A 26,228-nucleotide genomic window follows, 5' to 3' on the forward strand; every position below is an offset into this window, starting at 1 on the left:
AGCAATACTTTTGCAACCCCAAAACAACTAAAGTATTACAATAAAATTAGAACAGAGAGCAGATGACTAAAGCAGAGATTATATCTGAAATTTCTACCAAAACCGGGATAGAAAAAGTAGATGTACAAGAAACAGTTGAGGCCTTTTTTAAGGTGGTAAAAGGAGCAATGGTTGGCGGAGAGAACGTTTACGTGCGTGGCTTTGGTAGTTTTGTGGTGAAAAAAAGGGCTAAAAAAACTGCCCGCAACATTTCTAAAAATACAGCGATCATCATCCCGGAACATTTTATCCCCAGCTTTAAACCTGCAAAAACTTTTGTAGAAAAAGTGCGCACCGGCAACAAAACCAAAACAGGTAAATAATTTCCGGCATGAAAAAGAAGCAAATAGGTGTAGTTGTAATTGTTGTTGCAATGATGGCCTATTTAATTTCTTTACCTGTTAAAGGTTTGATCAGGCCAAAAGAAGCACGTACCAAACCCGGTACTTCGTCTTCTGCCGAGCCCGTGCAGGAAGCTTCTTCTGCTATTAACGAGGAATATGTTTCTACCGCGGCAAAAAAGTTGCTGACTTCACAAATGCAGGCCGAGATTGCGGCCAAAGAAGCACAGTTGCAAAAATCGACGGTTGATGCGGAAAGGCTTCCTTTAGAAAAAGACCTGGCCAAAACCTGGGATGATTTGAACGTGCCTGCCCCGGCAGCTTTCTATTATCTGTCTGCAGCCCGAAAAGACAATAACCTGCAGAATTGGTTAAACGCCGGTGATCGTTTTAACGATGCTTACAAGCTTACGCAGGATACGTTTGCTAAGCCTGCTTTTTTGGTCAATGCGGTAGAATCATTTAAAAAAGCGATGCAAATTGCCCCTGATAACCTGGATGCACAAACCGGTTTGGGCATTGCAGATGTAAACGGCGGCGCACCAAGTCCGATGACAGGGATTTCCCTGCTTTTGGGTGTGGTTGCCAAAGACCCGAAAAATGTAAAAGCTAATTTAAACCTGGGTTTATTTTCGATGAAATCCGGTCAGTTTGAAAAAGCCGTTACACGGTTTAAAACGGTGGTAGAGCAAAAACCGGAGTTAGAACCGTATTTCTATCTGGCAGAAAGCTACAAACAATTAGGAATGAAACCGGAAGCAATCACAGCTTACCAAAAGTGTAAAGAAATGGCAGGCGACCCGGCTTTCAACCAAAAAATGGACGAGTACATTAAAGAGTTAAAAAATTAAATAATCTAATTAAAAGAAGTTATGCCAAGCGGTAAAAAAAGAAAACGTCATAAAATGGCCACCCATAAACGCAAAAAACGTTTGAGAAAAAACAGACATAAAAAGAAGTAAGCTACTCCTTTTTTTAAGATTGGGGCACTTTGTACAAGCAAAGCGCCTTTTCTTATTTTTATGATAATTCACCTGAAATTTTAATACAACGGTTTTCCGTTGATAAGGAGCAAGTCGTTGATAAAAGAATTAGTTATCGATGCTTCCCCGGCTGGTGCAACTATTGCCTTACTGCAAAACAAGCAGCTGGTAGAGCTTCATAAAGATCAGATCAACAATAATTATACGGTCGGCGATATTTACCTTGGGCGGATCAAGAAGATCATGCCCAGTTTAAATGCGGCCTTTGTTGATGTAGGCTATGAAAAAGATGCTTTCCTGCATTACCTTGATCTGGGTTCGCAGGTACAGTCTTTACTAAAACTGGCAAAAACAGTTCGCGGCGGAAGCTATAAATCAAAATTGCTGGATCATTTTACGTTGGAACAGGATATTGCCAAATCCGGTAAAATCTCTGATATCCTGAGTAAAAACCAGTTGATCCCGGTTCAAATTGCAAAAGAACCGATTTCTACCAAAGGGCCACGGCTTAGTTCTGATCTGTCTATCGCAGGCCGGTATGTAGTCCTGGTGCCTTTTTCGGATGTTATTTCCATCTCCAAAAAAATAAAAAGCAATACCGAACGTACACGGTTGCGCAAAATTGTAGAAAGCATCAAACCCAAAAACTTTGGGGTAATTATCCGTACGGTTTCTGAAGATAAAGGTGTAGAAGAACTGCAAAAAGACCTGCTGGATTTAATTGCCAAATGGGAAAACTTTATGACGCGCCTGCCGGCCACCGAACCGGCCAAAAAGATTTTAGGGGAAATTGACCGTACATCAACGCTTTTGCGCGATTTGCTGAACAACGATTTTCAAAGCATCACCGTTAATGATCAATCGATTTTTGAAGAAATCCGTTCTTACGTCCAGGATATTTCCCCTGAGCTGGAAAAAATTGTAAAACTGCATAAAAACAGCGTTCCGATTTTTGAGCATTTCGGTATCGAAAAGCAAATTAAATCCGCTTTTGGCAAAACAGTCAACCTTCCGGGCGGTGCTTATCTGGTGATCGAACATACCGAAGCTTTACATGTAATCGATGTAAACAGCGGCAACCGTACGGCCAACAAAGAAAACCAGGAAGAAAACGCTTTTATGGTGAACAAAGAAGCGGCAAAGGAAATTGCGCGGCAGCTGCGTTTGCGCGATATGGGCGGCATTGTGGTGATCGATTTTATCGACATGCACAATCCGGCCAACCGTAAAGATTTGTTTGAGTTTATGCGCGATGAAATGCGGCTGGATCGGGCAAAACACACGGTGTTGCCGCCATCCAAGTTTGGTTTGATCCAACTGACCAGGCAGCGTGTGCGGCCGGAAATGAACATTGTTACTTCCGAAATTTGCCCAACCTGCCACGGCACCGGCACTGTCCGGCCAAGTGTTTTATTGCTGGACGATATCGAAAACAACCTCAACTACGTGTTGCAGGAACAAAATGAAAAAGGTATTACCCTTTGCGTGCATCCGTTTATTGAGGCTTACATCAAAAGAGGCATTTACAACCGGCAAATGAAATGGTATTTCCATTATCATCAGTGGATCAAGGTGAAAAGTATGCTTAATTACACCATGAACGAGTTTCATTTTTTATCTTCCAAAGAAGAAGAAATAAAGCTTTAGAGCTGCAAATTTCTATTTTCAGGCTTAGCAGTTTCGCTGTGTTAACGCAGTGTAAAATGCTAAGCCTGAACTTTTACATGCTGTTTTTACCGGTGTTTTTTTGGTGGGAAAACCGTAAATTGTAAACTGATTTTAGGGTTAAATTAAGACCATGTTTACATTTTTGCCGCTAATTTCTGTAATGCTTCTTTTACCACCTAAATTTTACTTTTACACTTATTGCTGATAGAAAAATCAAAAACCACCAAATTTTAGGTGATAAAAGAAGTACAGAAAAACTTAGGGCGAAGTTTAAACGGATTAAGTCTTTGATCCTGAAATCAATATAAAAATCCTTTAATCAACATCAAATTGGCTAAAACTAAAAGTGCCTATTTTTGCCAGAGTTGCGGTTTTGAAACACCGAAATGGCTGGGCAAATGTCCGGCCTGCGGGCAGTGGAACACGTTTGTGGAAGAAGTGATCGAAAAAGCAAACCTGGCCGTGCCCGAGTGGAAGCCGGCAACCAGCAGTTTGCAGCGGGCTAACAAACCGGTCCCTGTTTCAGAAATTGTTTTTTCTGAAGAAGACCGGTTAATTACGCCGGACAAAGAACTGAACCGTGTTCTGGGCGGAGGGATTGTTGGCGGATCTTTGGTATTGATCGGCGGCGAACCGGGCATTGGTAAATCAACTTTAATGCTGCAGCTGGCTTTGATCATGCCGGGCATCAAAGTGCTTTACGTTTCTGGCGAGGAAAGCGACCGCCAAATTAAAATGCGTTCGGAACGGATCAGTGCTTCTTTTACCGGTAAAATTAACAACCCGTATATTCTGGTAGAAACTTCAACCCAAAACATTTTTAAGCAAATAGAAATAGTACAGCCCGATCTGGTTATTATTGATTCCATCCAAACGCTGCATTCGGCACACATTGAATCTACGCCCGGAAGCGTTTCGCAAGTGCGCGAATGTACTGCCGAACTGATGCGTTTTGCCAAAGAAACGGCCACGCCGGTTTTCCTGATCGGCCATATTACAAAAGATGGGGCGATTGCCGGACCGAAAATTTTGGAGCACATGGTGGACACGGTTTTGCAGTTTGAGGGCGACCGGCATCACGTTTACCGGATTTTGCGCACCATTAAAAACCGTTTCGGATCTTCCTCAGAATTAGGGATTTACGAGATGCAGGGCGAAGGTTTACGGGAAGTTTCCAATCCTTCCGAAATATTATTATCACAGCGTGACGAAGCTTTAAGCGGAATCACCATTTCGGCAACTTTAGAAGGTTTGCGCCCGATGCTGATCGAAACGCAGGCTTTGGTAAGTGCATCGCCCTATGGAACGCCACAACGATCGGCCACCGGTTTTGATAATAAGCGGATGAATATGCTGCTGGCCGTGCTGGAAAAGCGTTGCGGTTTTAGATTGAGTGCCAAAGATGTTTTCCTGAATATTACCGGCGGGATCCGGGTTGAGGATCCGGCGATAGATTTGGGTTTGGCGGCCGCCATTATTTCTTCGCATGAAGATATTCCGGTTTCTTTTAAAACCTGTTTTGCCGGCGAACTGGGTTTGTCCGGGGAAATCCGCGCTGTAAACCGAATTGAACAGCGCATTACAGAAGCACAAAAGTTGGGTTTCGAGCAGATCATCATCTCGAAATACAACCTTCCCGCAGGCGGAAAAAACAAAAAAGGGCTGGATTTTTCGAGATATAATATTGAAGTTAAAGCCGTTAGCCGAATTGAAGAAGTTTTTCAGTTGCTTTTTGGCTAAGGAATGTCGAAATTTAGAGGGATAAAAACAGTATGTCTATGGAAACCCAGGAAATTATGCAGTTATCGGATCTCGATCTTTCAAAAACTTATACTTATGCTGATTACCTGCAATGGAAGTTTGCTGAGCGGATTGAACTGATCAAAGGCAAAATCTTTAGAATGAGCCCGGCACCGAGTTCTGCTCATCAACGTATATCCAGAAAAATTTTAGTTGCTATAGATGTTTTTTTATCCGGAAAGCCTTGTGAAGTATTCTGTGCTCCTTTTGATGTGCGGTTAACTAAAAGGTCAAAAGATAATCATGAAGTAAAAACCGTTGTACAACCCGATATTTGTGTGATTTGTGACCGCAGCAAAATTGATAAAGCAGGCTGTATCGGTGCACCGGATATTGTTGTTGAAATAATTTCCCCGGGCAACAATAAAACAGAGTTGCAGAATAAGTTTGAGATTTATGAGGAAAATGGCGTACAGGAATATTGGATTGTTTCTCCTCAAGATAAAACCTTTTTAAAATATACGCTAAACCAGGAAGGAATTTACATAGGTTCAAAATTATTACCATCCAACGCAGAAGTAACTACGCCAATTTTACCGGGTTTTGTGTTGAACCTGGAAGAGGTTTTTGCGGACGATTAAATCACCTGCTTTTTCTTAATCAAAACCATCTGTTTTTTTGGCGGTTATGCTTGCGTAAACTGATCTCAAAAACCCATGAAAAAAACAATCTTTTCCATAGCCGTTATTTTTAGCGCGTTAACTGTTTCTGCCCAAACCACCACAAAACCACAACCCGGTGCGCAAAGCATCGCCCCAAAAGGTAAAATTTATGGCGAAAAAGTAGATGTAAAAACAGCACATCCAATCGGCGATCTGGCCAGATACATGGCCACGCGGCCATCAATTACCACAACCATATCTGCAAAAGTAACGGATGTGATGAAAAACGGCGAATCACTGACCGTAAAAGACAATACCGGAAAAACCGTGCCCGTGCATTTTGCAAAAATCGGATATAAATTTCCGCAAAGTCTGGTTGGTAAAACTATTTTGATCGATGGCGTAATATCTAAACAAATGACCTCTACCGAAAGCACGCCGCAAGGCAACAATAAAGGCAGCAACACGGCCGGCGGTTATGCCATTGCCGCAAAAGGTGTACAGTTAATGAACTAAACTGATGCTTCTTTTATCAGGTAAAAATTCGCGTTTAAATTAATAAACGCGGATTTTTTATGTGCTAAAAACAGTATTGTTACCTGCTTAAATACATCGATTTTTCTTTATAAAGATGACGGAAATACGGGTCTTCCAGATCGCGGATAAAACGGATTGCCTCGCCGGTCGATTTCATTTCCGGGCCTAATTCTTTTTCTATTTCGGGAAATTTATCAAAAGAAAAAACCGGTTCTTTGATCGCGTAGCCTTTCAGCTTTCTTTCAATCGTAAAATCCTTTAACATATTTGCTTCAAGCATAATTTTCGCCGCAATATTGATGTAAGGCACATCATAAGCTTTGGCGATAAACGGAACTGTGCGTGATGCACGTGGATTGGCTTCGATCACATAAACTTCTTCATTTTTTATGGCGAACTGAATGTTTAGCAAACCAATCACATTCAATGCTTTAGAGATTTTTATGGTATGTTCTTCCATCTGTTTGATCACGTTTTCAGATAGGTTGAACGGCGGTAAAACCGCGCTCGAATCCCCGGAATGGATGCCCGCAGGTTCAATATGTTCCATCAAACCAATGATGTGCACCTCTTCGCCATCACCGATAGAATCAGATTCCGCTTCTTCTGCCCGATCCAGAAAATGGTCAATCAAAACACGGTTTCCGGGCAGGTTTTTAAGGAGATTAACCACCGCTTTTTCCAAGTCCTCATCATTGATCACAATGCTCATGCCTTGCCCGCCTAAAACATAACTCGGCCGAACCAACACTGGATAACCAACTTCGTGTGCCACAACCAACGCTTCTTCCGCACTTTCGGCAACACCGTATTTTGGATAAGGAATGCCCAATTCTTTCAGCAAATCCGAAAAACGGCCGCGGTCTTCCGCAATGTCCATGTTGTTATAACTGGTGCCGATGATTTTGATGCCCTGCTCGTGCAGTTTTTCGGCCATTTTTAAAGCCGTTTGTCCGCCCAACTGAACGATCACGCCCTCCGGTTTTTCTAAGTCGATGATCTCGCGGACATGTTCCCAGAAAACAGGTTCGAAGTATAATTTATCGGCCATGTTAAAATCTGTGGAAACCGTTTCCGGGTTGCAATTGATCATAATCGATTCAAAACCACATTCTTTTGCGGCCAGCAAACCGTGCACACAACTGTAATCAAACTCAATTCCCTGGCCAATCCGGTTTGGACCAGAACCTAAAACGATGATTTTTTTCTTATCAGAAACAATAGATTCGTTTTCGCCTTCGTAAGTTGAGTAATAATAAGGTGTTTTGGCCGGGAATTCTGCCGCGCAAGTATCTACCATTTTATAAACGCGGCGGATGCCCAATTCTTTGCGCCGCTGATAAACGTCTTCTTCCGTTACATGCTGCAAAACGTAGGCAATCTGTGCATCAGAAAAACCTTTTTGTTTTAGGGTGAAAAAGAAATCTTTCGGGATATTGTTAAGCGAATAACGGCGCAGTTCAACCTCCAAATTCACCACATCCTGTATCTGGTTTAAAAACCATCGGTCAATTTTGGTTACTTTACGTACGGATTCTATCGGCACGCCTAAGCTCAAAGCATCATAAACATGGAATAACCTGTCCCAGCTCGGGTGCTCCAAACTGTGCATAATTTCTTCCAGATTTCGGCTTTGACGGCCATCGGCACCCAAACCGGCGCGGCCAATTTCCAAACTCTGACATGCTTTTTGCAAGGCTTCAATAAAGCTGCGGCCAATGCCCATGACTTCGCCAACAGATTTCATTTGCAAACCCAACTCTTTGTTGGCACCTTTAAATTTATCAAAGTTCCAGCGCGGGATTTTAACAATGACATAATCCAACGTCGGCTCAAAATAAGCAGAAGTTGTTTTAGTGATCTGATTTTGGAGTTCGTCCAGGTTAAAACCAATCGCTAATTTGGCCGCAATCTTAGCAATCGGATAACCGGTTGCTTTAGATGCCAGGGCAGATGAACGCGAAACACGCGGGTTGATTTCAATTGCGATAATATCATCGTTTGCGGGATTTACCGAAAACTGCACGTTGCAACCGCCCGCAAAGTTGCCAATGGCGCGCATCATTTTGATTGCCTGGTCGCGCATGGATTGATAAGCGCGGTCGCTCAGCGTCATGGCCGGTGCAACCGTGATCGAATCGCCGGTATGGATTCCCATCGGGTCAAAGTTCTCAATCGAACAAATGATGATGACGTTATCGTTGTTATCGCGCAGCAATTCCAGTTCAAATTCTTTCCAGCCGATCACGGCCTGTTCCACCAAAACTTCATGTGTTGGCGAAGCTTGCAAACCACGGCTTAAAGCGGCATCAAAATCTTCTTTTTTATGTACGAAACCACCACCGCTTCCGCCTAAAGTATAACTTGGACGGATCACGAGCGGAAAGCCGATTTTTTGTGCCGCTTCTTTTCCTTCTAAAAACGAGTTGGCAATTTGCGAAGGTGCCACGCCGATACCGATCTCCACCATTAATTTCCGAAACTCTTCCCGGTTTTCGGTTTTTTCGATGGCGGCAATGTCAACACCAATTATTGCTACGCCATATTTTTGCCAGATGCCGCGTTCTTCGGCTTCTTTGCACAGGTTTAAAGCCGTTTGTCCGCCCATAGTTGGCAGTACGGCATCAATTTTTCGTTCCTGTAAAATCTGCTTTAAACTATCGCAATTCAGTGGCAGCAAATACACATGATCGGCAATAACCTTATCCGTCATGATCGTGGCCGGGTTGCTGTTGATAATGGAAACTTCGATACCTTCTTCTTTGAGGGAAAGTGAAGCTTGCGAACCGGCATAATCAAATTCGCAGGCCTGGCCGATCACAATTGGGCCGGAGCCGATAATCAATACCGAATTGAGGGAAGTGTTTTTAGGCATAGGGCTTTTCTACAGGTAAAAAATGTAAGCACTAAGCCAGAATTTTCCTTGCTGATGGATAGGAAAATCCCGACTTGTTTGTCGGGATGCAAAGGTAGGTTTTTTAAGGGTTTTTGAAGAAGAAAGATGTTATTAATAAGTTCATTTGGATACTATGTTTATGGGCATAGTATAATTTACCTTAACAGGGGTGCCATGCTGTGTGGCCGGATGAAACCTTGGCATACGCTTTAAAGTGCTTAATACTTTGCCGTCTAAAGACTGAGTAATTGATTTCAATATTTTTAAGTCCGAAAAACTTCCGTTGGTGTCAATAGTAAATTGGATGATCATTATTCCTTGCAAATCTTTTCCTAATCCGGGGTAACCTAATGTTCCCATTGAAGTGCTGCCTGACATAGAGAAAATACTAAATCTGGGTAAAGCTTCTTCTACCTTGTAGGTTTTGATGTCGCCACCTGGACTGTACCTTCGGCCACGGGCAAATTTTCCTTTAGCAAACTCTTCTTGATATAGTATCTTCCCATCGGCAGCGAAGCCTGTCCAAACACTGTCCCGTTTGCCATTTTTTACTTTCCCTTCCTCTAAAATTCGGGTAAAATCATCATCATAAACACGATAGTAACCATTGCCAGACAACGCGGTGGACACTCCAGCAGAATCATATATCGCAACAATTTTCTCTGAAGAAATGAAGTGAAACACCGAAGGTGCGGAAAATTTTTCGGCAAGACTGTAAAATCGGTATAGTTTTCCGTTGGGATAATAATCATAACAATCACCTGTTGGATTACCTTTGATATAATTGGCAATTTGTTTTCTAGTTTTGTTCGGATAAAAACTTAAAACCGTTCCTTCCAAAACTACAGGTTCAATGACTGCCGATTTGCCAATCATTTTCATGTTTCCATTAGGATAATATTCCATCACATTATACAAAACCGAACCCGAATCCGGTTCCCGAACGATACGGACAAAATCGGCACTGTCTTTCAGGTCAACATATCGCCCGTCATTCTTCAAAAAGTAAACGTTTTGTTTTTGTGCGAAACCGTTCAACACCAAAAAACAGGCGATAAAAGAAGCATAGTAAAACTTAGGTTTCATATTCAGGGTTTGGGTTAAAAATACATACTGTTTTTAGCCGGTCAAAATTTTCCTCCGATTATTAAAACATAAATTTTACATGCTAAAAACAGCATCGGCCTCCGCAAAAAAGCTTATGTTTGAAGGGACAGAACTCAGCAAAAACCATGAATTTTAAACTTTTTATTTGTTTTTCCTTCGGGATGACCGCGTTGGCGTGGCGGCCGGTTTCGGCACAAATTAAAATTGCCAATGATCCGGTTTACAAAAACCTCGACACAACGGTAAAACCCGGCGACAATTTTTTTATGTATGCCAACGGCGGCTGGATCAAAAAAAACCCGATCCCGGCGGCATATTCCAGTTGGGGGATCGGCAATGTGGTGAGCGAGGATTTGCGCGACCGGCTCAAAAAACTCAACGAAGATGCCGAAAAAGCAAATGCCGCAAAAGGCACAAGTACACAAAAAATTGGTGATTTTTATTACAGCGGATTGGACACGGTTACGATAGAAAAACTCGGCATCAATGCGATAAAAGTTCCGCTAAACCGCATCGACCAGATCAAAACCAAACAGGATGTGCTGGATGTTGCCGCTTATTTAAACACGGTTGGCGTACGCAGTTTCATTGGTTTGGGCGTTGGCCAGGATGCTAAAAACAGCGTTAAAATGATGCTGCACCTGCGCCAGGCGGGTTTGGGTTTGCCCAATCGCGATTATTATTTTAAAACAGATGCGCGCACCACCAAAGTCCGCAATGATTATGCGCAAACGCATCTGCCAGCCATGCTCAAGCTTTCCGGTTTGAGTGATCCTGCTTTGGCCGATGCTGTTTTTAGCATAGAAAAATCATTGGCCGATAGCAGCCGCACGCTGGTTGCCCTGCGCGATCAGTATAAAAACTATCATAAAATGCCGGTTGCGCAGCTGAACAAGTTAACGCCGCACATCAACTGGACAAACCTTTTCCAGAAAGCGGGTTTTGAAAAAGCCGATACCGTAATTGTTGGTCAGCCGGAGTATTATACAGAAGTGGACAAAGCTTTAACGCAATATCCGGTGGCCGATTGGAAAGCTTATCTCCGCTGGAAACTGGTTTCGGCTTACGCCCCTTACCTCAGCAAAGATTTTGAGCAGGAAAATTTCCGTTTTTCCGGAACGGTTTTATCGGGAAGAAAAGAACAATTGCCGCGCTGGAAACGGGTTTTAGATACCGAAAACGGTTTAATGGGCGAGTTGCTGGGGCAGCTTTTTGTGAAAGAATACTTCCCGCCGGCCAGCAAAAAACGCTATGTGGATATGGTGGAAGCCATCCGCACGGCTTACCGCGAACATATTGAAAAGCTGGATTGGATGAGCCCGGAAACGAAGCAAAAAGCCTTGTTAAAACTCAAAACCATTAACCCAAAAGTTGGTTTCCCGGACAAATGGCGCGATTTTTCAAACCTGCAGATCAGCCGCGTTTCTTATGCGCAAAACGTGATGAACGGCCGCAACTGGCAATACCTGGAAAACATCCACAAACTGGGCATGCCGGTAGATCATACGGAATGGAACATGACGCCGCAAACGTATAACGCCAATTACAGTCCGTCTAACAACGAAATCACGTTGCCCGCTGCGCAGTTCATGATTCCCGGGATTAAGGATGCCAATGTGGACGATGCCGTGGCTTATGGTTATGTGGCCGCTTCTACCATCGGGCACGAAATTACGCACGGTTTTGACGATCAGGGCCGCCAGTATGATGCCAAAGGAAACCTGAAAGCCTGGTGGACGCCACAAGATTCGGCCAGGTTTACGCGGCGCGCGCAAAAATTGGTAGATCAATTTAACGGCTACAAAGTTTTGGATAGTTTACACGTAAACGGAAAAGCTACATTAGGCGAAAACATTGCCGATCTGGGCGGGATTGTGCTGGGTTTGGATGCTTTCAAAAAAACGGCTCAATATAAAGCAGGCAAGACCATCAACGGTTTAACGCCCGTGCAGCGCTTCTTTTTAGGCTATTCTTTGGGATGGCTGGGCCACGAACGCGACGAAGCCCTGGCGAATCAGGTAATGACCGACGTGCATTCGCCCGGTTATCTGCGTGTAAATGCCCCGTTTTCTGATGTGGACGAATTTTACACCGCTTTTGGCATTAAAAAAGGTGACCCGATGTGGATCGACCCGGACAAAAGGGTGCGGATTTGGTAATACTTCTTTTATAGGGTAAAATTTAAAGCGGTGTTAGTTCATCGCTTTTTTTATGCCTATAAATTTATCTTTGATGCGATGCTACTAAATGCTTTTACCGAATGGGTTCGCGCGCAAAACCCGCTGGAAGTTACCGGCGTAATTACCGGCATTTTGTGCGTTTACCTCGCCGCTAAAAATATCATCTGGAACTGGCCTTTTGCCATCATTAGCGTTAGCATCTACATTATAATCTTTTTTGAAGCAAAGCTGTATGCCGATATGGGCTTGCAGTTTTACTTTCTGGCGATGAACAGTTACGGCTGGTATTTTTGGGGCAGGAAACCGAAAACGGAAGGAAAAGTGCCGGTCATCCGTATTACTTCCAAAGAAATCATCCTTTCCATCATCGGCATAATTGCTTTTACAACCATTTTAGGGTTTTTGCTAAAACAGAAAACAGATGCCGCTTTCCCGTTTATTGATAGTTTTTGTACGGCATGCAGTTTAATTGCGCAGATTTTTTTAGCCCGAAAAGTGTTGGAAAACTGGCTGATCTGGGTTTTTGTTGATGTGATTTATGTGGTTGTTTACACGGCCAAACATTTGCATTTAACCGCGGGCATGTATGCTTTGTATTTGCTTATTGCGGCTTTAGGCTACCGCGATTGGCGGCGAGATTACCAGTTGCAGGCATAGAAACGAAGTTTGGAAAGACTGAATGTCAGGAAGATGGTTATTCCAACTATAGGGAAAATCTTCACCAAATTTAGGTCTGTAAAAGAAGCATCAAACTTGCACTTTAATGAAGATTCCCTACGGACGAGTGTACAGGACAAATCAAAAAAATGAACTCAAACATTATCAAAATAGCCATCGTCGGGCCGGAATCTACCGGAAAATCTACCATGGCCAAGTGGCTGGCCAAGCATTACCACACGATTTGGGTGCCCGAATTTGCGCGCGGTTACTGCGAAAATTTAACGGCTGACTGTACTTGGCAGGATGAAATCAACATGTTTCACGGGCAATTGGCACTGGAAAAAGAACTTGCGCCCCAAGCCAACAAACTGCTGATTTGCGATACTACTTTTATCACCGTAAAAATTTGGAGCGAAGCACTTTTTGGCAGTGCGCCGCAGGAAGTGCTGGACGAGTTGCCCAAGCAGCAGTACGATTTGTATCTGTTGCTGAATATCGATATGCCCTGGCAGGATGATCCGTTGCGCAATTTTCCAACCCGACGCGCGCATTTTATGCAGGTTTGGCATCAGGAATTACAGACTTTAAACGCAAATTATGTAGTTGTTTCCGGGATGGGCGAGGAGCGTTATCAAAATGCGGTAAAAGCGATTGATGCTTTTACCGCATCGGTTTAGTGGCCGGTTGTGCTGGTATCGCTGCCGGATGAAGGCATTGTCCCGCTGGCACTGGTGCCCATCGGGCTGCCTTTTGCGGCCGTATCAATAGCACCGGAACTGCCGTGCGAACCGGAATCTGCAACGGCGTTGCCTGTTTTTGCAGTATTACTGTTGCAGGCTGATAATGCCAAACCGGCAATCATCAGGGCTGCCAAACTTAATTTTTTCATGATGGGGTTTTTTATTTAGAAGCGTGTTTCAAGCGGTTTTGTTTAGGGCGAATATTGCCAATGCTTCTTTTACCGGTGTTTTTTTGGTGTGTTTCCGTTTGCAGATAGTTTACGTTTTGCCGCGTGAGGGATTGCAGTGGAAAGCCCGCAGCGCAGCGAGGACTTGGAACGGAAAGCCCGACCCGAAGGGGCACGCCCAAAACCTAAATCTTTGATGCTTCTTTTACCACCTAAAAATGGGTATTGTTCAGCAGTTAAGGGTTGGATGGACAGAAGCAGGTTTGGGCTTATCGCCAGCCACCGCCAACGGCCCGGTATAGATTAATGGCGTTGATAAAAATATTTTTTTTGGTGTTGGCCAGTTCCAGTTTGGCATCCAGCACGTTGCGTTGTGCGGTAATCACTTCCAGGTAATTTGCCCTGCCTACCAAATACAGATCATTGGCCACGCTTACGGCATTGTTCAAAGCCTGTACTTCATCCTGCTTTTGTTTATAAAACTGGGTGTAGTTTTCTATCCCTTTCAGGCTGTTGGAAACTTCCTGGAAACTGGTCAAAATTACCCTTTGATAATTGTAAACCGCTGTACGGCTTTGTGCCAATGCCAGGTTAAAGGCCCTGTTTACCAATCTTTTGTTAAAAAGGGGCGAAGTTAAGCCACCCAAAACACCATAGGTAAGCGAAGCCGGATCAAACAAAACCGAAGGTTTAAATGCGTTGTAACCAATGTATGGCGATAACATTAACGACGGGAAAAAGGCCGCACGGGCAGCTTTAATATCGGCTTTTAAGGCGGTTAGTTCAAATTCTGCTTCTTTGATGTCCGGCCGGTTAAGCAGCAATTGCGAAGGCACACCGGCAGCAAGCAAACGCGGCAGTTTAAGTGTGTTGATAGAAGTGTCCCGCGGGATGCTTTGCGCAAACTTGCCGGTTAAAAAGTTAAGCTGGTTTTCGGTTTCGGTAATTTGCTGCAAAACCTGGTATTCCAAACCTTTTGTCCGTTTCAACTGCGCCAGAAACTGCTGCACGGCCAGCTCGGTTGCGCGGCCGCCCAGCTTTTGGATTTTAACTATTTCGAGCGCGTTGCTTTGCAGTACAAGGTTTTCGCGGATGGTTTTCAGTTCGTTGTCTAAAGCCAGCAACTGATAATAAGCCGTGGCAATTTGCGCAGTAAGCGAAGTGATCACCATTTTATAACCGCTTTGCGAAGCTAAAAAACGGTTGAAAGCTGCTTTTTTACGATTGCGGAGTTTGCCCCATAAATCCACTTCCCAGGAACTTTTGAAACCCAGAAAATAATCGGGCGTTGGGTTAGGGATGCGTTGTTTATCATTGATATTTGGTGATAAATTGGTATCGTAATTACCAACACCGTTTTGGGTATAATCGCCGTATTTATCCAAACCAGCGCGTGCTTCCGCATCAACAGCAGGCAAAAGCTGCAAACGGTTGTATCTTAAATTGGCGTTTGCAATTTCTACACGCTGCAAGGCAGAAAGCACATCCGGATTGGCGGTAACAGCAGTATCAATCAGCCTTAACAAATTCGGATCTGTAAAAAAAGAAGAAACAGGCAGATCGGCGATCGTGGTAGAATCTGTGTTGCCATCGTAGGATGACGGCAAACGGTTTTCTGCGTTGATGCTAACGTTCTTAAAATTACGGCAACCGGCAACTGACAGAAAAAACAGGGCTAAAAGAAGCTTATATAGATGGTTTTGTGGTTTATACATGAGGTTATACTATTGTAGATTCCTGAAGTTCAGGAGTAGTTTTGACAGAGGTTTTTTGCTTCTTTTTGGATAATCCAGAAAAAATAACGTACAAACCGGGGATAACAATCAAGCCCAAAATGGTGCCCAAAAGCATGCCGCCGGCGGCTGCCGTACCGATAGAGCGGTTGCCCATGGCACCGGCACCGCTGGCAATGCATAGCGGGATCAATCCGGCAATAAAAGCAAAGGAGGTCATCAGGATTGGCCGTAAACGTGAAACCGCACCTTCAACTGCCGCATTTAAGGTAGAAATCCCTTCTTTTTCGCGCTGTACGGCAAATTCTACAATCAAAATGGCGTTTTTACCCAGCAGGCCGATCAGCATAACCAAAGCTACCTGCGCATAAATGTTGTTTTCGAGCCCGGTGATTTTCAGGAACAAAAACGCGCCCAGAATTCCGGTAGGCAGCGATAAAATAACGGCCAGCGGCAGCAGCAAACTTTCATATTGTGCGGCCAGCAGCAGGTAAACAAACACCAAACAAATGATAAAAATATAAATGGCCTGGTTGCCGGAAAGGATTTGTTCGCGCGTCATCCCAGACCATTCAAAAGAGTAACCTTTCGGCAGTTTTTCGGCAGCAATTTTATTGATTGCGTTGATGGCATCACCGCTGCTGTAACCTGCCGAGGCATCACCGTTGATCATGGCCGATGTGTACATGTTGTAACGCGTTAACTGTTCGGGGCCGTAAACCCGCTGCATTTTGATAAAGGTGGAAAACGGTACCATTTCGCCCTGCCCGTTTTTTACGTATAAACGAAGCACGTCTTCCGGTTTGGTGCGATATTCCGGCGAAGCCTGAACCATTACTTTATACATCTGCCCGAAACGGATAAAGTTGGAAGCATAATAACTGCCCATCAGCGTTTGCAGCGTAGTCATGGCCTTATCGATGGTAATGCCTTTTTTAGCGGCCATTTGCTGATCTACCGTGATGAGATATTGCGGGAAGTTTGGGTCGAAGCTGGAAAACGCGTTGGAAATTTCGGGCGAATTGTTCAGCGCGTTGATAAAGGTTTTAGAAATATCGCCGGTTTTTTGCAGATCGCCTTTTCCGGTGCGGTCTAATAACCGGATTTCAAAACCGCTGGAATTACCAAAACCCGGCACCGTTGGCGGCGGGAAATACTGGATAGAAGCATCACCAATATTTTTGGTTTTTTGCTGAAGTTGGGCGATCACATCATCCAGCGATTCTTTGCGGTCGTCCCAGCCTTTCAGGTTAATCATGGCCATACCGTAAGATGCACCAGCGATCTCATTGACCAAACTATAGCCAGACAAGGTAGAAACAGATTCTATCGCATCAATCGTTTTGGCTTTCTGCTCAATTTCGGTCAAAACTTCTTCCGTCCGTTCCACCGTTGCACCGGCCGGCGTGGTTACGTTTACATAAAGCATTCCCTGATCTTCCGTTGGGATAAAACCTGTCGGTAAAATGGCACTAAAGCCCCAGGTAGCCACAAAAAACACCACTAAAAGAAGTATTGTGATTAATCGCTTGCCTGCAAAATAGGTGATAAAAGAAGCATATCTGCCCGAAAAAGCGTTGTACCTGCGGTTAAACCCTCCAAAGAAACGGTTTAATAAACCGGTTTTCTTTTCGGGCGAATGTTTCAACAAAATCGCACACAAAGCAGGCGTTAAGGTTACGGCATTGATGCCGGAAATAACAATAGATATGGCCATTGTAAGGGAAAACTGCCTGTAAAAAACACCAACCGGGCCAGACATGAACGCCACTGGCACAAACACAGCCGACATAACCAGCGTAATGGCCACAATTGCACTGCTGATTTCTTTCATGGCACTAATGGTGGCATCCATCGGGTTTAAATGTTCTTCGGCCATTTTTACGTGCACGGCCTCAACCACTACAATGGCGTTATCTACCACAATACCAATGGAAAGTACCAGCGCAAAAAGGGTCAAAAGATTGATGGAGAAACCCATCTGCTGCATAAAAAACAGTGCGCCGATCAATGCGACCGGTACGGCCAGAGCAGGGATTAAGGTTGACCTGAAATCCTGCAAAAAGATAAACACCACAATAAAAACCAGGATAAAAGCTTCAACCAATGTGCGTAAAACTTCGTGGATTGAGGCATCCAGAAAGCGCGATACATCATAATTGACGTTAAAAGTCATCCCCGAAGGAAAAGATTCGTCTTTTAGTTCGGCCATACGTTTTTTAATATTGGCGATCACCTCGCGCGCATTAGAGCCCGGCCGCTGTTTAATCATGATGGAAGCAGAAGGCTGGCCGTCGGTTTTAGAAACCATGCCGTAAGTTAAAGAGCCAAACTCTACATCGGCAACTTCCTTTAGCTTGAGTACGGTGCCGGTTTCATTTGCCCGGATCACAATATTTTCGTATTGCTTCGGCTCAAAAAACTTGCCCGGATAGCGTAACACATATTGCAGCATTTGGGGCGATCTATCAGAGCTTTGTCCGGTTTTTCCCGGTGCAGCTTCTACATTTTGATTGCGGATGGCATTGATCACATCATCAGAAGAAACTTTGTAAGCTTCCATCCGGTCGGGTTTCAGCCAAACACGCATAGAATATTCTTTGGCGCCCATAATTTCTGCACGGCCTACGCCATCAATCCGTTTGAGTTCCTGCAATACATTGATGTCTGTAAAATTGTAGATGAACTTCTCGTCCAGCGTACTGTCCTGGCTCATAATATTCAGGTACATCAGCATACTGTTGACCTCTTTTTCTGTGGTCACACCGGCTTTGATTACTTCTTCCGGCAGCTCATCTATAATAGTTGCCACGCGGTTTTGCACGTTAACTGCCGCTTGGTCCGGGTTGATGCCCACGTTAAAATAAATCTGGATAACGGTAAGCCCGTCATTACTGCACACGGTGGACATATAGGTCATCCCCGGTACGCCGTTGATGGCTCTTTCCAGCGGTGTGGCTACGGCTTTTGCGCAAACTTCTGCGTTGGCGCCTGTGTAATTTGCGGTAACCGTAACAGAAGGCGGCACAATGTCCGGAAACTGCGTAACCGGTAAAGTTACCAGCGACAAAACACCCAACAAGGTAATAATCAAAGAGATAACGAGCGATAAAATCGGCCGCCTGATAAATATATTAAACATAAAGTTTTGAACAAGAGTAAACAGGTGTAATACTGATTGTTATAAAACAGCATTATCAACCTTAGCTAAACTATTATTTTTTGAGGGCCAGGGTTTGGGCCTGCGTAACGGTTTCCGGTTTGATTGTCATACCATCGCGGGCGTTTTGCGCACCTTCAAACAGTATTTTATCGCCTCTTTTCAAGCCGCTTTTAACAATATAATAATCAGAAAAACGCGTTAAAGGGGTAAAGCTTTTCATGTGCAGTTTGTTTTGCCCGTCAACCAGATACACATAGCTTTTATCTTGGATCTCGAAAACCGACTTTTGAGGGACCATTACCGCATGGTCTATTTTGGTTGGGATATAAACCTTGCCGCTTGCTCCGTGGCGCAATAATTTATGCGGATTAGGGAATTTTGCGCGTAAATCGATAGAGCCGGTTGCCTGCTCTATCTCGCCTTCAATGGTTTCAATATTTCCGCTGTAGGCATAATGGCTGCCATCAGAAAGGACTAATTTAACCTCGTTATTGCCTTCCTGGTTCAACTTGTTTTTTGCGCGCTGATATTGTAAATATTCATTTTCCGGGAAGCTGAAATAAGCATAAACCGAACTGTTATCAGATATGCTGGTCAGCAAGGTCCCTTCATCAACCAAACTGCCGGCTTTAAGCGGGATCCGGTCAATAATCCCATCAAAAGGTGCCCTGATGCTGGTATAGGCGATATGGTGTTGGGCACTTTGTACGTTTGCAATGGCCTCGTCTATTGTTGCTTGGTCTGCACTTAGTTTGGATTTGGCCACTTCCAGTTCCGAAGCAGAAATCACATTTTTATTGATCAGCATCTGCACACGGCCAACTTCCAGATGTGTGGCCACAGCATCGGCCTTGGCATTGCTTAATGCTGCTTTTGCCCTGGATAAGGCAACCTGGTATTCTTCATCGTTCACTTTAAACAAAAGCTGGCCTTTTTTAACGGGCATACCTTCATCCACATAAATTTTCTCCAGGAAACCTTTTAAGCGCACCCTTATCTCTACGTTTCGTAAGGCCTGGATATCAGCAACATACGGTGTTTGCAGTACAGTGTCTTTTTCACTTAAGGTCAATACGGGGAGTTGCAAAATTTCTTCTGCTTTTTTAGTGCCGTTGGAAGTACAGCCTGCTATTAATAAAGCAACAGCTAAACACAACGTATAAATTATACGGTTTTTTTTGATCATGTTTTTTCAGGAAATATTCTTTTTTGAAATCCGACTTTGGCAATACAAATTGCAAAGAAGGTTTACACACGATAAGGTTTTATCGCCCGTAAATAAATTATTGCAGGTAAGAATATTTGCTAAAAAGGGCTTAGCCGGAAAAGGAAATTGTAATAAGACGGCAGCAACGCTATACCGATCAGATAGGGGCTGATGCTTTTTTTAACTATCTTTTTTGAGTAATTATATGGCTGATAAAAAAAATGCCTGACAGCCAGATAGTTGTTTAGCCTGTGGGCATTGGCGTTTACATAACGGTGGTGGTATTTGGTATGGTTTTGTTTGTCCGGAGAAAGATCATCGTCGGCAATACTTTGCAGGAAAAAATCTGTCCAGCTGTCTGCTTCTAATTCAGTACTGTTTGTACATTGACGGCCGGTTTGCGGGATACTATTGATCTGCGGATAGGTGATCGAGTTGATCAACAAAACCGACAAGAAAATATATAGCCACTGTTTAACCATAACTTGTTGCAAAAGTACAAAACCAGTTGGTTTAGAAAAACCGGGTTTTAAAAAAACTCCCGCAAATTAATTTACGGGAGTTTTTTCAGAAGCTATTGTGATGCTTCTTTTATCGTACTAAATTTACTCTTTAACGGCTTTAATCAACTCTTTTACATCAGGGATTTTGGCAAAAGTTTCTACCAGTTTATGGGTTTTATCGTAAATGGCTTCGTAAGGCGTGGTGCTTACCTGGTAAAAACGCTGCACTAAATACGTGTAACCTTCTGTGCCTACTTTAATGTTCGGGTATTTTTTAAGCCCGTAATCCTGTACAAATTTGGTCATCGCTTTAAACTGACGGTTCGGATCAACAAACGTGATCATCACAATTTGCGTGTTGCCAAACTCTTTTATGTGCTTGGTCAGTTCCATCGTTAAGTGCTGGCAGTGCGGGCAATCCGGTGCAAAATAAACAATCATCACCGGCACGTTTTTTTTGAGGTTGGCCGGCGTTTCATACGCACTGTCTGAAGTTAAAATGCGGTACGGCGGAATATCTTTGTTCGGCGGTGCGTTTTGCGAACAGGCCGTTAACGTGGTCCCGAGAAAGAAAAGCAAAAAATACATTGATTTCATTTGAAATAATTTAAGCTGATGCTGTTTTTAGCACCTATTTTTCTTCAATAATTGATAACTGCAGCAACACGTCCTCTTCCAAAACCGGGAAAGGTTTGCGCTCGCGGATGCTATGGTAAACGGCATCAAAAATATCCATAAAATCCCCTTTTAACGAAGGCACAAATGTGGTTTCCATTTTTTCGGTTTCCGGGTTGATGCAAGTCAATTCGCCCTGCATCCCGTCTTCCTCCACCCCAAAACCAACGGCTAAAGGAGACATGCCCTGATCCAGTTGCGCTTCCTGCGTATCAGATCGTTTTTTAATAAACGTGCCGCGCGAACCATTTACCACAAAACCCGGCAGCGGATTGGCCACCAACATGCTGGCATATAAAAACACGTTCAAATCTTCGGGATATTTTAAGTGGATGAAAAAATAATCAGGCACTTCGGTTTTATGCCGAAATCTGCCCAGCGTTTTGGTGTACGAAAGCGGTTTCCCAAATAAAACAATTGCCTGGTCCAGCAAATGCGGGCCTAAATCATACAGTAACCCGCTGGCCGGCATCGGCGTTTCTTTAAAAATCTTCGGCCCGATTTCCGGCCGCCATCGGTCATACCGAAAATGCGCTTCTACTATTTTGCCCAGTTCGCCGGTATCCAAAACCTGTTTTACGGCTTTCACATCACTGTCCCAGCGGCGGTTCTGGTAAATTAAAACTTCGCGGTTTACCTGTCTGCCCAAATCAAATAATTCTTTGGCTTCTGCGGAAGTTGCGGCAATCGGCTTTTCGATCAGCACGTGTTTGCCGGCCAGCAATGCTGCTTTTGCCAGGTCAAAATGGGTGAAATTTGGCGTGTTCACCACAATCAGTTCCAAATCCGGGTGGTTGATCACTTCCTCCAAAGTATCATAACTTTTTAGGTTTGGGTAGATTTTTGCCGCTTTTTTGGTATTGCGCTCGGCTATGGCATCTAGACTAAAACCTGGGTTTGCATTTAAAAACGGGGCGTGAAATATGCGGCCAGACATGCCGAAAGCCAGTAAACCGGTTTTGATAGGTTGGTTCATGTTGATAAAATTATTGCTAAAAAATGCTCCTCGTTACGCCGCCATCAACCTGGATGGTGGTGCCGGTAATGTACGAAGCTTTTTCGGAAGCTAAAAAAGTGATCATTGCGGCCAGTTCTTCCGGCTGGCCAATACGGCGCATCGGGATGTTTTTGGCTTTTTCTGCCTCAGCTTGTTCCTCCGTCATTCCGGCAGCAAGTTCTTTTTTGATGGCCGAACCGCGGACACGATCGGTTAAAAACAAACCCGGACACACATTATTGACCGTAATTTGATCCGGGCCAACTTCATCTGCCAGCAGTTTAGAAAAACCGATAACGCCCATGCGGATGCTGGTAGAAAGCACCGAACCTTCAAGCACCGACTTAACCGAGGTTCCTACAATATTAATGATTCGGCCGCTGCCGTTTTTTTTAAGATGCGGCAAAACCAACCTCGTTAGCCGCACGGTGCTCAGCAAATTCAGTTCAAAAGCGGCTTGCCAGTCGGTTTCGGTAAAACTTTCTACTGCGCCAAAAGGTGGCCCGCCGGCATTGTTCACCAAAATATCAATCCGCCCGAAAGCAGATGCTGTTTTTAGCACAAAATTTTCCACCTGCGCGGCATCGGTCACATCAACCGGAATGGCAATTACCTGATTGCCGGTTTTCAGGCTGATTTCCTGCGCGGTTTTTTCCAGTTCCTGCAGGTTTCTGGAGCCGATAATCACCCGGGCACCTTCCGCAGAAAGTGCTTCTGCCGTGGCCCGGCCCAAGCCTTTACTTGCGGCCAAAACAACGGCTACTTTATTTTCAATCCTCAGGTCCATGAAATTTATATCGATAAAAGAAGCATAACCAATGGTAACAAGGCTTGTTTTAGTTTGAGAAAAGTCCCGAAATGATATTGATGCTCAGTGCCACGATCACGGTGTTAAAAACGAAAGATAAAATGCTGTGGACCCAGGCCAGTCTGCGGATTTTGCGCGAACTGATCTCTACATCGGAAACCTGGAAAGTCATCCCGATCACGAAAGAAAAATACACAAAATCCAAATAATCAGGTTCCGGTTCACTCGGGAAATCCAAACCTGCGCCGTATTTTTCTTTTCCGTTTTTGGTTGAGTAAAAAAGATGCGCATACCTCAGCGTAAAAACCGTATGTGTAAGCCACCAGGAAACGCCCACCGAACCGATGGAAAGCAAAACGTGTTTGGTGGTTTCTGCAGGAGGCAGGTTTTTGATGGAGTGCAGTAAAACAAACACGGCAAACAGGCTGGCAAACGCAGAAGCCACGATGAAAAGAAAGATAAACGTAACGCTCGAATCTTCCAGTTTGGCCAGTTTGGCCACATCTTTTGGGTGAAGGGAAAGAATGGAAATCCAGCTGATGGTTAAAATACTGAACGCGTAGCCCAGCCAGGTAAGCATAATGTTTACCGGCAGCGAGAACCTGCGGGTAAAAAAATAGGTAATTAGCGCAACACCGAGCGCAATAAACTGGCGGTGATGGGCATCTAAATAAGTGGAAGTTTTTTCGGACAGGGAATTATTTTTTTCTGACATGACAATGCTGTTTTTAGCAGGTAAATTTTAGGCAGGTAAAAGAAGCATCAGGACGTTAAAGTTTTTTTTCTGCGGCGGCGCAGCCAAATTTGCGGCATCATTTGGGTTGGGATCTCATCGCCCAAAAGTTTGCCCCAGGGTTTTAAATCATCAATCCGATCAAAAATAATTTTTAAAACCGCTACCATCGGGATGGAAAGGAACATGCCCGAAACGCCCCACAAAGCCGCGCCCAGCAATACAATCACGATAGAAACCAGCGCATTAATCTGTACTTTGGAGGATACGATCCTGGGCACCAAAATATTATTGTCAATAAACTGGATGACGGCATAAGCCACTATAATCCCCAATTGCGTGCTGTAACCGTCTTTGGTAACGGTGGCCATCAAAACCGGCAGCGCAATGGCGATAATGCCGCCGATGTAAGGCAGCATGTTCAGCAGCGCACCAATCACGCCGATCAGCAGCGCATACTTCAGCCCTAAAATAAACAAAGCGGTAGAATTTAAAATGGCCACAATCAGGGCTTCAATCAGCAAACCAACAATATAACTTTGAATGGCGGCTTTGGTCTGCGTTAAAATTTCGGCAACGTTTTGAGTGTTTTCTTCGGAGAAAATTTCATACAAAAAATTGAGGATCAGTTCTTTATAAAACAAAAGCAAAAAAATATAAACCGGCAGCAAAAACAGCACACTGAACAGGCCAAACAAACTGCCGATGGTTTGGCCCACTAAAGCTTTATTATTGTTGGCGGCATCGTTCAGCAGTTCCATTTGTTTTTCAACGGTCAGGCCAAAGGTTTTATCTACCCATAGTTCGGCCTCGGTCAAAATCTGTCCGCCTTTGGCTTTAAGGGCCGGCAAAGTATCACCAAACTGGATAATCTGGGAAGATAAAAAATACAAAACCGCCGCTACAAAAACGATGAGGGTAAGCAACGTGAGCACAATGGCCAGCACTTTTGGGATTTTAAAAGTTTTGAGTTTGCTGTAAAACGGATTGAGCAAAATGGCCAGCAAAATGGCAAACGCCAGCGGCACCAATAAATCCGCGAGCAGATAAAGCATCATCACCAGCAGCGAAATGCCAAAAAGGATAGTGGTGGCTTTAAGGTAAAACGGATATTGTTTGATGAGCATCCAGGCAGGTTTTTTGTATAAAAATGCTTCTTTTACGGTATAAAATCGGGCAGGTTCAAGCAGGGGCAGGTTCAAGCAGTCGGAAAGCATAACCGTTTATCCGGCACAAGGTTTATTTTATGCCGATAAAAGAAGCACCACTTTAATCCACAGAAACGGTCAGTCCTTCCTGCTGCAAAATTTTGCGGTAAACTTCCACCTCGGTAAAAGAACCTTCCAAAATGGCGCATTTGCCTTTGGTGTGCACTTCCCAGGCAATTTTTTCGGCCTGGGCATCGTTGTAGTCCAAATATTTAACCAGGCAATAAATCACATGCTCAAAAGAGTTGACCTCGTCGTTCCACAAAATCAGGCGGTGGCTTTCTTTCAAACCGGCCAGCAACTCCTCCAGCGTGAAGCTTTCCTCTTTAACCTCTGTTGACATAGCGCAAATTTAATAAAAATTAAAACCTGATATTTAGCAAAAATCAGATAAACCCCGGTTGTTTAAAATTGTCTCTAAACTGAAAAATTATATTTAACAAAAAATGAAAACTGCTTCTGTTTTATGGTTGATGGCCGGCTGTTTCGGCAGTGTTTTTACGGCCGGTGCACAATCAAAATCCATTAAAAACCTCAAAAAGTCAAACCAAAATATTGTGGTTGACGGCCAGTTGAAAGATTGGGGCGATAGTCTGGATTATTATAACCCGGGAAAAAAGCTGCATTACGGGCTGGCCGAAAACCAGGAGAACCTGTATTTTGCGATCCGGATAGAAGACCGCGGGCAGCAGGAGCAGGCCATGCGCAACGGCATTACGCTGGCTTTTAACCCCGAAGGAAAAAAGAAGGAAACGTACAGTTTAACTTTTCCTTCGCCCGATCAGGACGAGAACAGCCTGTTTATCATGCCAAAAGCCGATCATGCCATTACCGAACAGCAATTAAAGCAGGAAGACCTGGAAGAGCACCGCAAAGCCGATTTGCTGAAACTGCGCGATATCCGGGTTAAAGGTTTCCCCGATGTGGAAACAGACCACATCACCACCGCCAATACTTATGGCATAAAAACAGTATTGCAGTTTGATGATGGCGGCGCACTGGTGTATGAAGCGGCGATTCCGGTAAAAATGCTGCACTCGGATCTTACCAGCAAACCCTGGGTTTTTGATATCAGGATCAACAGTTTTAATCCCAATAGTAACAAAGACGGCTTAAAACCACCCGGTGAAAATGGCGGCATGAACGGCGGCGGAATGCGTGGCGGCGGTATGCGCGGCGGCCGGGGCGGGATAGGCAATATCGGAAACCCTTCCGATGGGCAGGGCAATGCCGGTAAAGCAGTGGAGATCAGGGATAAATTTGTGTGGTAAAAGAAGCATCAGCTTAAACTTGACGAAATTATTTTTGCGCTCGAAAAAGGCAATAATAAAAGGCTTGGAATAGAAAAATTAACTGAAGAAGAGCTTGATGTGCTAAAAGAAGAATATAATCTGGAGGAAGAATTTGAAAATACTTGTAGTAAGCAAGTTACATGAACTGATCGTATTGAACCAAGCAGCAAAAAGCCGTTTCATCATCAC

General features: G+C 44.1%; 24 protein-coding genes and 1 pseudogene. 12 read left to right on the plus strand and 13 right to left on the minus strand.

Annotated elements, in window-relative coordinates:
* Window positions 1-62 precede the first annotated feature (62 nt).
* The 6 genes from ACOFKR_RS02410 (at window position 63) to ACOFKR_RS02435 (ending at window position 5,949) form a co-directional block, all read left to right on the plus strand.
* Window positions 63-362: an HU family DNA-binding protein gene (locus tag ACOFKR_RS02410; RefSeq protein WP_419802439.1), complete on the plus strand. Its 300-nt coding sequence runs from the start codon at window positions 63-65 to the stop codon at window positions 360-362.
* 8 nt (window positions 363-370) lie between these two features.
* A complete protein-coding gene (locus tag ACOFKR_RS02415) occupies window positions 371-1,231 on the plus strand; it encodes a tetratricopeptide repeat protein (protein WP_419802440.1) in 861 nt (286 codons plus the stop codon).
* A 228-nt stretch (window positions 1,232-1,459) separates the two neighbouring features.
* Window positions 1,460-3,010, plus strand: a complete 1,551-nt coding sequence (locus ACOFKR_RS02420; RefSeq protein WP_419802441.1) for an Rne/Rng family ribonuclease — start codon at window positions 1,460-1,462, stop codon at window positions 3,008-3,010.
* A gap of 351 nt (window positions 3,011-3,361) precedes the next feature.
* Window positions 3,362-4,771: a DNA repair protein RadA gene (gene radA, locus ACOFKR_RS02425; protein ID WP_419802442.1), complete on the plus strand. Its 1,410-nt coding sequence runs from the start codon at window positions 3,362-3,364 to the stop codon at window positions 4,769-4,771.
* 32 nt (window positions 4,772-4,803) lie between these two features.
* Window positions 4,804-5,412 (plus strand): Uma2 family endonuclease, encoded by a 609-nt coding sequence (locus tag ACOFKR_RS02430; RefSeq protein ID WP_419802443.1) that lies wholly within the window; start codon window positions 4,804-4,806, stop codon window positions 5,410-5,412.
* Between the two features lie 75 nt (window positions 5,413-5,487).
* The gene (locus ACOFKR_RS02435) at window positions 5,488-5,949 is read left to right on the plus strand and encodes a DUF4920 domain-containing protein (protein WP_419802444.1); all 462 of its coding nucleotides are present in this window, start codon (window positions 5,488-5,490) and stop codon (window positions 5,947-5,949) included.
* 79 nt (window positions 5,950-6,028) lie between these two features.
* On the opposite strand, the gene carB is transcribed toward ACOFKR_RS02435, so the two are convergent.
* On the minus strand, window positions 6,029-8,845 hold the full coding sequence (carB, locus tag ACOFKR_RS02440) for a carbamoyl-phosphate synthase large subunit (protein ID WP_419802445.1): 2,817 nt from the start codon (window positions 8,843-8,845) through the stop codon (window positions 6,029-6,031).
* A gap of 141 nt (window positions 8,846-8,986) precedes the next feature.
* Complete coding sequence (locus ACOFKR_RS02445) at window positions 8,987-9,952, minus strand: energy transducer TonB (RefSeq protein ID WP_419802446.1); 966 nt, start codon at window positions 9,950-9,952, stop codon at window positions 8,987-8,989.
* 146 nt (window positions 9,953-10,098) lie between these two features.
* Between ACOFKR_RS02445 and ACOFKR_RS02450 the strand changes: the two genes are divergently transcribed.
* From ACOFKR_RS02450 to ACOFKR_RS02460, 3 genes are all read left to right on the plus strand, one after another.
* Window positions 10,099-12,132: a M13 family metallopeptidase gene (locus tag ACOFKR_RS02450; RefSeq protein WP_419802447.1), complete on the plus strand. Its 2,034-nt coding sequence runs from the start codon at window positions 10,099-10,101 to the stop codon at window positions 12,130-12,132.
* A gap of 78 nt (window positions 12,133-12,210) precedes the next feature.
* Window positions 12,211-12,810: a nicotinamide riboside transporter PnuC gene (gene pnuC / locus ACOFKR_RS02455; protein ID WP_419802448.1), complete on the plus strand. Its 600-nt coding sequence runs from the start codon at window positions 12,211-12,213 to the stop codon at window positions 12,808-12,810.
* A 149-nt stretch (window positions 12,811-12,959) separates the two neighbouring features.
* Window positions 12,960-13,490: an AAA family ATPase gene (locus ACOFKR_RS02460; RefSeq protein ID WP_419802449.1), complete on the plus strand. Its 531-nt coding sequence runs from the start codon at window positions 12,960-12,962 to the stop codon at window positions 13,488-13,490.
* Here ACOFKR_RS02460 and ACOFKR_RS02465 read toward each other — a convergent pair.
* The gene (locus ACOFKR_RS02465) at window positions 13,487-13,702 is read right to left on the minus strand and encodes a hypothetical protein (RefSeq protein WP_419802450.1); all 216 of its coding nucleotides are present in this window, start codon (window positions 13,700-13,702) and stop codon (window positions 13,487-13,489) included. The two genes, ACOFKR_RS02460 and ACOFKR_RS02465, sit on opposite strands and share 4 nt — an antisense overlap.
* Window positions 13,703-13,725: 23 nt before the next feature.
* On the opposite strand from ACOFKR_RS02465, the gene ACOFKR_RS02470 reads away from it, so the two are divergent.
* On the plus strand, window positions 13,726-13,917 hold the full coding sequence (locus tag ACOFKR_RS02470; RefSeq protein WP_419802451.1) for a hypothetical protein: 192 nt from the start codon (window positions 13,726-13,728) through the stop codon (window positions 13,915-13,917).
* A gap of 72 nt (window positions 13,918-13,989) precedes the next feature.
* Here the strand turns inward: ACOFKR_RS02470 and ACOFKR_RS02475 are convergent, their stop codons facing one another.
* From ACOFKR_RS02475 to ACOFKR_RS02520, 10 genes are all read right to left on the minus strand, one after another.
* Window positions 13,990-15,435, minus strand: a complete 1,446-nt coding sequence (locus tag ACOFKR_RS02475; RefSeq protein WP_419802452.1) for a TolC family protein — start codon at window positions 15,433-15,435, stop codon at window positions 13,990-13,992.
* Window positions 15,436-15,439: 4 nt separating this feature from the next.
* Window positions 15,440-18,595: an efflux RND transporter permease subunit gene (locus tag ACOFKR_RS02480; protein ID WP_419802453.1), complete on the minus strand. Its 3,156-nt coding sequence runs from the start codon at window positions 18,593-18,595 to the stop codon at window positions 15,440-15,442.
* A 73-nt stretch (window positions 18,596-18,668) separates the two neighbouring features.
* A complete protein-coding gene (locus tag ACOFKR_RS02485) occupies window positions 18,669-19,802 on the minus strand; it encodes an efflux RND transporter periplasmic adaptor subunit (RefSeq protein ID WP_419802454.1) in 1,134 nt (377 codons plus the stop codon).
* A gap of 119 nt (window positions 19,803-19,921) precedes the next feature.
* On the minus strand, window positions 19,922-20,305 hold the full coding sequence (locus ACOFKR_RS02490; protein WP_419802455.1) for a hypothetical protein: 384 nt from the start codon (window positions 20,303-20,305) through the stop codon (window positions 19,922-19,924).
* Between the two features lie 123 nt (window positions 20,306-20,428).
* Window positions 20,429-20,923, minus strand: a complete 495-nt coding sequence (locus tag ACOFKR_RS02495; RefSeq protein WP_419802456.1) for a TlpA family protein disulfide reductase — start codon at window positions 20,921-20,923, stop codon at window positions 20,429-20,431.
* Between the two features lie 34 nt (window positions 20,924-20,957).
* Window positions 20,958-21,977 carry a Gfo/Idh/MocA family protein gene (locus ACOFKR_RS02500; protein ID WP_419802457.1) on the minus strand — a complete coding sequence of 340 codons (1,020 nt, stop codon included), beginning with the start codon at window positions 21,975-21,977 and terminating at the stop codon, window positions 20,958-20,960.
* Window positions 21,978-21,993: 16 nt separating this feature from the next.
* Window positions 21,994-22,785, minus strand: a complete 792-nt coding sequence (locus ACOFKR_RS02505) for an SDR family oxidoreductase (RefSeq protein ID WP_419802458.1) — start codon at window positions 22,783-22,785, stop codon at window positions 21,994-21,996.
* Between the two features lie 49 nt (window positions 22,786-22,834).
* On the minus strand, window positions 22,835-23,521 hold the full coding sequence (locus ACOFKR_RS02510) for a DUF1345 domain-containing protein (RefSeq protein ID WP_419802459.1): 687 nt from the start codon (window positions 23,519-23,521) through the stop codon (window positions 22,835-22,837).
* Between the two features lie 47 nt (window positions 23,522-23,568).
* A complete protein-coding gene (locus ACOFKR_RS02515) occupies window positions 23,569-24,756 on the minus strand; it encodes an AI-2E family transporter (protein WP_419802460.1) in 1,188 nt (395 codons plus the stop codon).
* A gap of 52 nt (window positions 24,757-24,808) precedes the next feature.
* On the minus strand, window positions 24,809-25,090 hold the full coding sequence (locus ACOFKR_RS02520; RefSeq protein WP_419802461.1) for an ATP-dependent Clp protease adaptor ClpS: 282 nt from the start codon (window positions 25,088-25,090) through the stop codon (window positions 24,809-24,811).
* A 103-nt stretch (window positions 25,091-25,193) separates the two neighbouring features.
* On the opposite strand from ACOFKR_RS02520, the gene ACOFKR_RS02525 reads away from it, so the two are divergent.
* Together ACOFKR_RS02525 and ACOFKR_RS02530 are read left to right on the plus strand one after the other, a co-directional pair.
* Window positions 25,194-26,018, plus strand: a complete 825-nt coding sequence (locus ACOFKR_RS02525) for a hypothetical protein (RefSeq protein ID WP_419802462.1) — start codon at window positions 25,194-25,196, stop codon at window positions 26,016-26,018.
* Window positions 26,019-26,033: 15 nt separating this feature from the next.
* A pseudogene (locus ACOFKR_RS02530) lies at window positions 26,034-26,183 on the plus strand (low affinity iron permease family protein); the annotation flags it as partial.
* Between the last annotated feature and the right edge of the window lie 45 nt (window positions 26,184-26,228).

This window comes from Mucilaginibacter sp. (genome assembly GCF_965201005.1).
Taxonomy (GTDB): Bacteria; Bacteroidota; Bacteroidia; order Sphingobacteriales; family Sphingobacteriaceae; genus Mucilaginibacter_A.

Excerpts from the sequence above, each read along its gene's own strand:
- ACOFKR_RS02410 (WP_419802439.1), top strand. The coding sequence starts at position 63 with ATGACTAAAGCAGAGATTATATCTGAAATTTCTACCAAAACCGGGATA.
- ACOFKR_RS02415 (WP_419802440.1), top strand. The coding sequence starts at position 371 with ATGAAAAAGAAGCAAATAGGTGTAGTTGTAATTGTTGTTGCAATGATG.
- ACOFKR_RS02430 (WP_419802443.1), top strand. The coding sequence starts at position 4,804 with ATGTCTATGGAAACCCAGGAAATTATGCAGTTATCGGATCTCGATCTT.
- ACOFKR_RS02435 (WP_419802444.1), top strand. The coding sequence starts at position 5,488 with ATGAAAAAAACAATCTTTTCCATAGCCGTTATTTTTAGCGCGTTAACT.
- carB (WP_419802445.1), bottom strand. The coding sequence starts at position 8,845 with ATGCCTAAAAACACTTCCCTCAATTCGGTATTGATTATCGGCTCCGGC.
- ACOFKR_RS02445 (WP_419802446.1), bottom strand. The coding sequence starts at position 9,952 with ATGAAACCTAAGTTTTACTATGCTTCTTTTATCGCCTGTTTTTTGGTG.
- ACOFKR_RS02450 (WP_419802447.1), top strand. The coding sequence starts at position 10,099 with ATGAATTTTAAACTTTTTATTTGTTTTTCCTTCGGGATGACCGCGTTG.
- pnuC (WP_419802448.1), top strand. The coding sequence starts at position 12,211 with ATGCTACTAAATGCTTTTACCGAATGGGTTCGCGCGCAAAACCCGCTG.
- ACOFKR_RS02460 (WP_419802449.1), top strand. The coding sequence starts at position 12,960 with ATGAACTCAAACATTATCAAAATAGCCATCGTCGGGCCGGAATCTACC.
- ACOFKR_RS02465 (WP_419802450.1), bottom strand. The coding sequence starts at position 13,702 with ATGAAAAAATTAAGTTTGGCAGCCCTGATGATTGCCGGTTTGGCATTA.
- ACOFKR_RS02475 (WP_419802452.1), bottom strand. The coding sequence starts at position 15,435 with ATGTATAAACCACAAAACCATCTATATAAGCTTCTTTTAGCCCTGTTT.
- ACOFKR_RS02480 (WP_419802453.1), bottom strand. The coding sequence starts at position 18,595 with ATGTTTAATATATTTATCAGGCGGCCGATTTTATCGCTCGTTATCTCT.
- ACOFKR_RS02485 (WP_419802454.1), bottom strand. The coding sequence starts at position 19,802 with ATGATCAAAAAAAACCGTATAATTTATACGTTGTGTTTAGCTGTTGCT.
- ACOFKR_RS02490 (WP_419802455.1), bottom strand. The coding sequence starts at position 20,305 with ATGGTTAAACAGTGGCTATATATTTTCTTGTCGGTTTTGTTGATCAAC.
- ACOFKR_RS02495 (WP_419802456.1), bottom strand. The coding sequence starts at position 20,923 with ATGAAATCAATGTATTTTTTGCTTTTCTTTCTCGGGACCACGTTAACG.
- ACOFKR_RS02500 (WP_419802457.1), bottom strand. The coding sequence starts at position 21,977 with ATGAACCAACCTATCAAAACCGGTTTACTGGCTTTCGGCATGTCTGGC.
- ACOFKR_RS02505 (WP_419802458.1), bottom strand. The coding sequence starts at position 22,785 with ATGGACCTGAGGATTGAAAATAAAGTAGCCGTTGTTTTGGCCGCAAGT.
- ACOFKR_RS02510 (WP_419802459.1), bottom strand. The coding sequence starts at position 23,521 with ATGTCAGAAAAAAATAATTCCCTGTCCGAAAAAACTTCCACTTATTTA.
- ACOFKR_RS02515 (WP_419802460.1), bottom strand. The coding sequence starts at position 24,756 with ATGCTTTCCGACTGCTTGAACCTGCCCCTGCTTGAACCTGCCCGATTT.
- ACOFKR_RS02520 (WP_419802461.1), bottom strand. The coding sequence starts at position 25,090 with ATGTCAACAGAGGTTAAAGAGGAAAGCTTCACGCTGGAGGAGTTGCTG.
- ACOFKR_RS02525 (WP_419802462.1), top strand. The coding sequence starts at position 25,194 with ATGAAAACTGCTTCTGTTTTATGGTTGATGGCCGGCTGTTTCGGCAGT.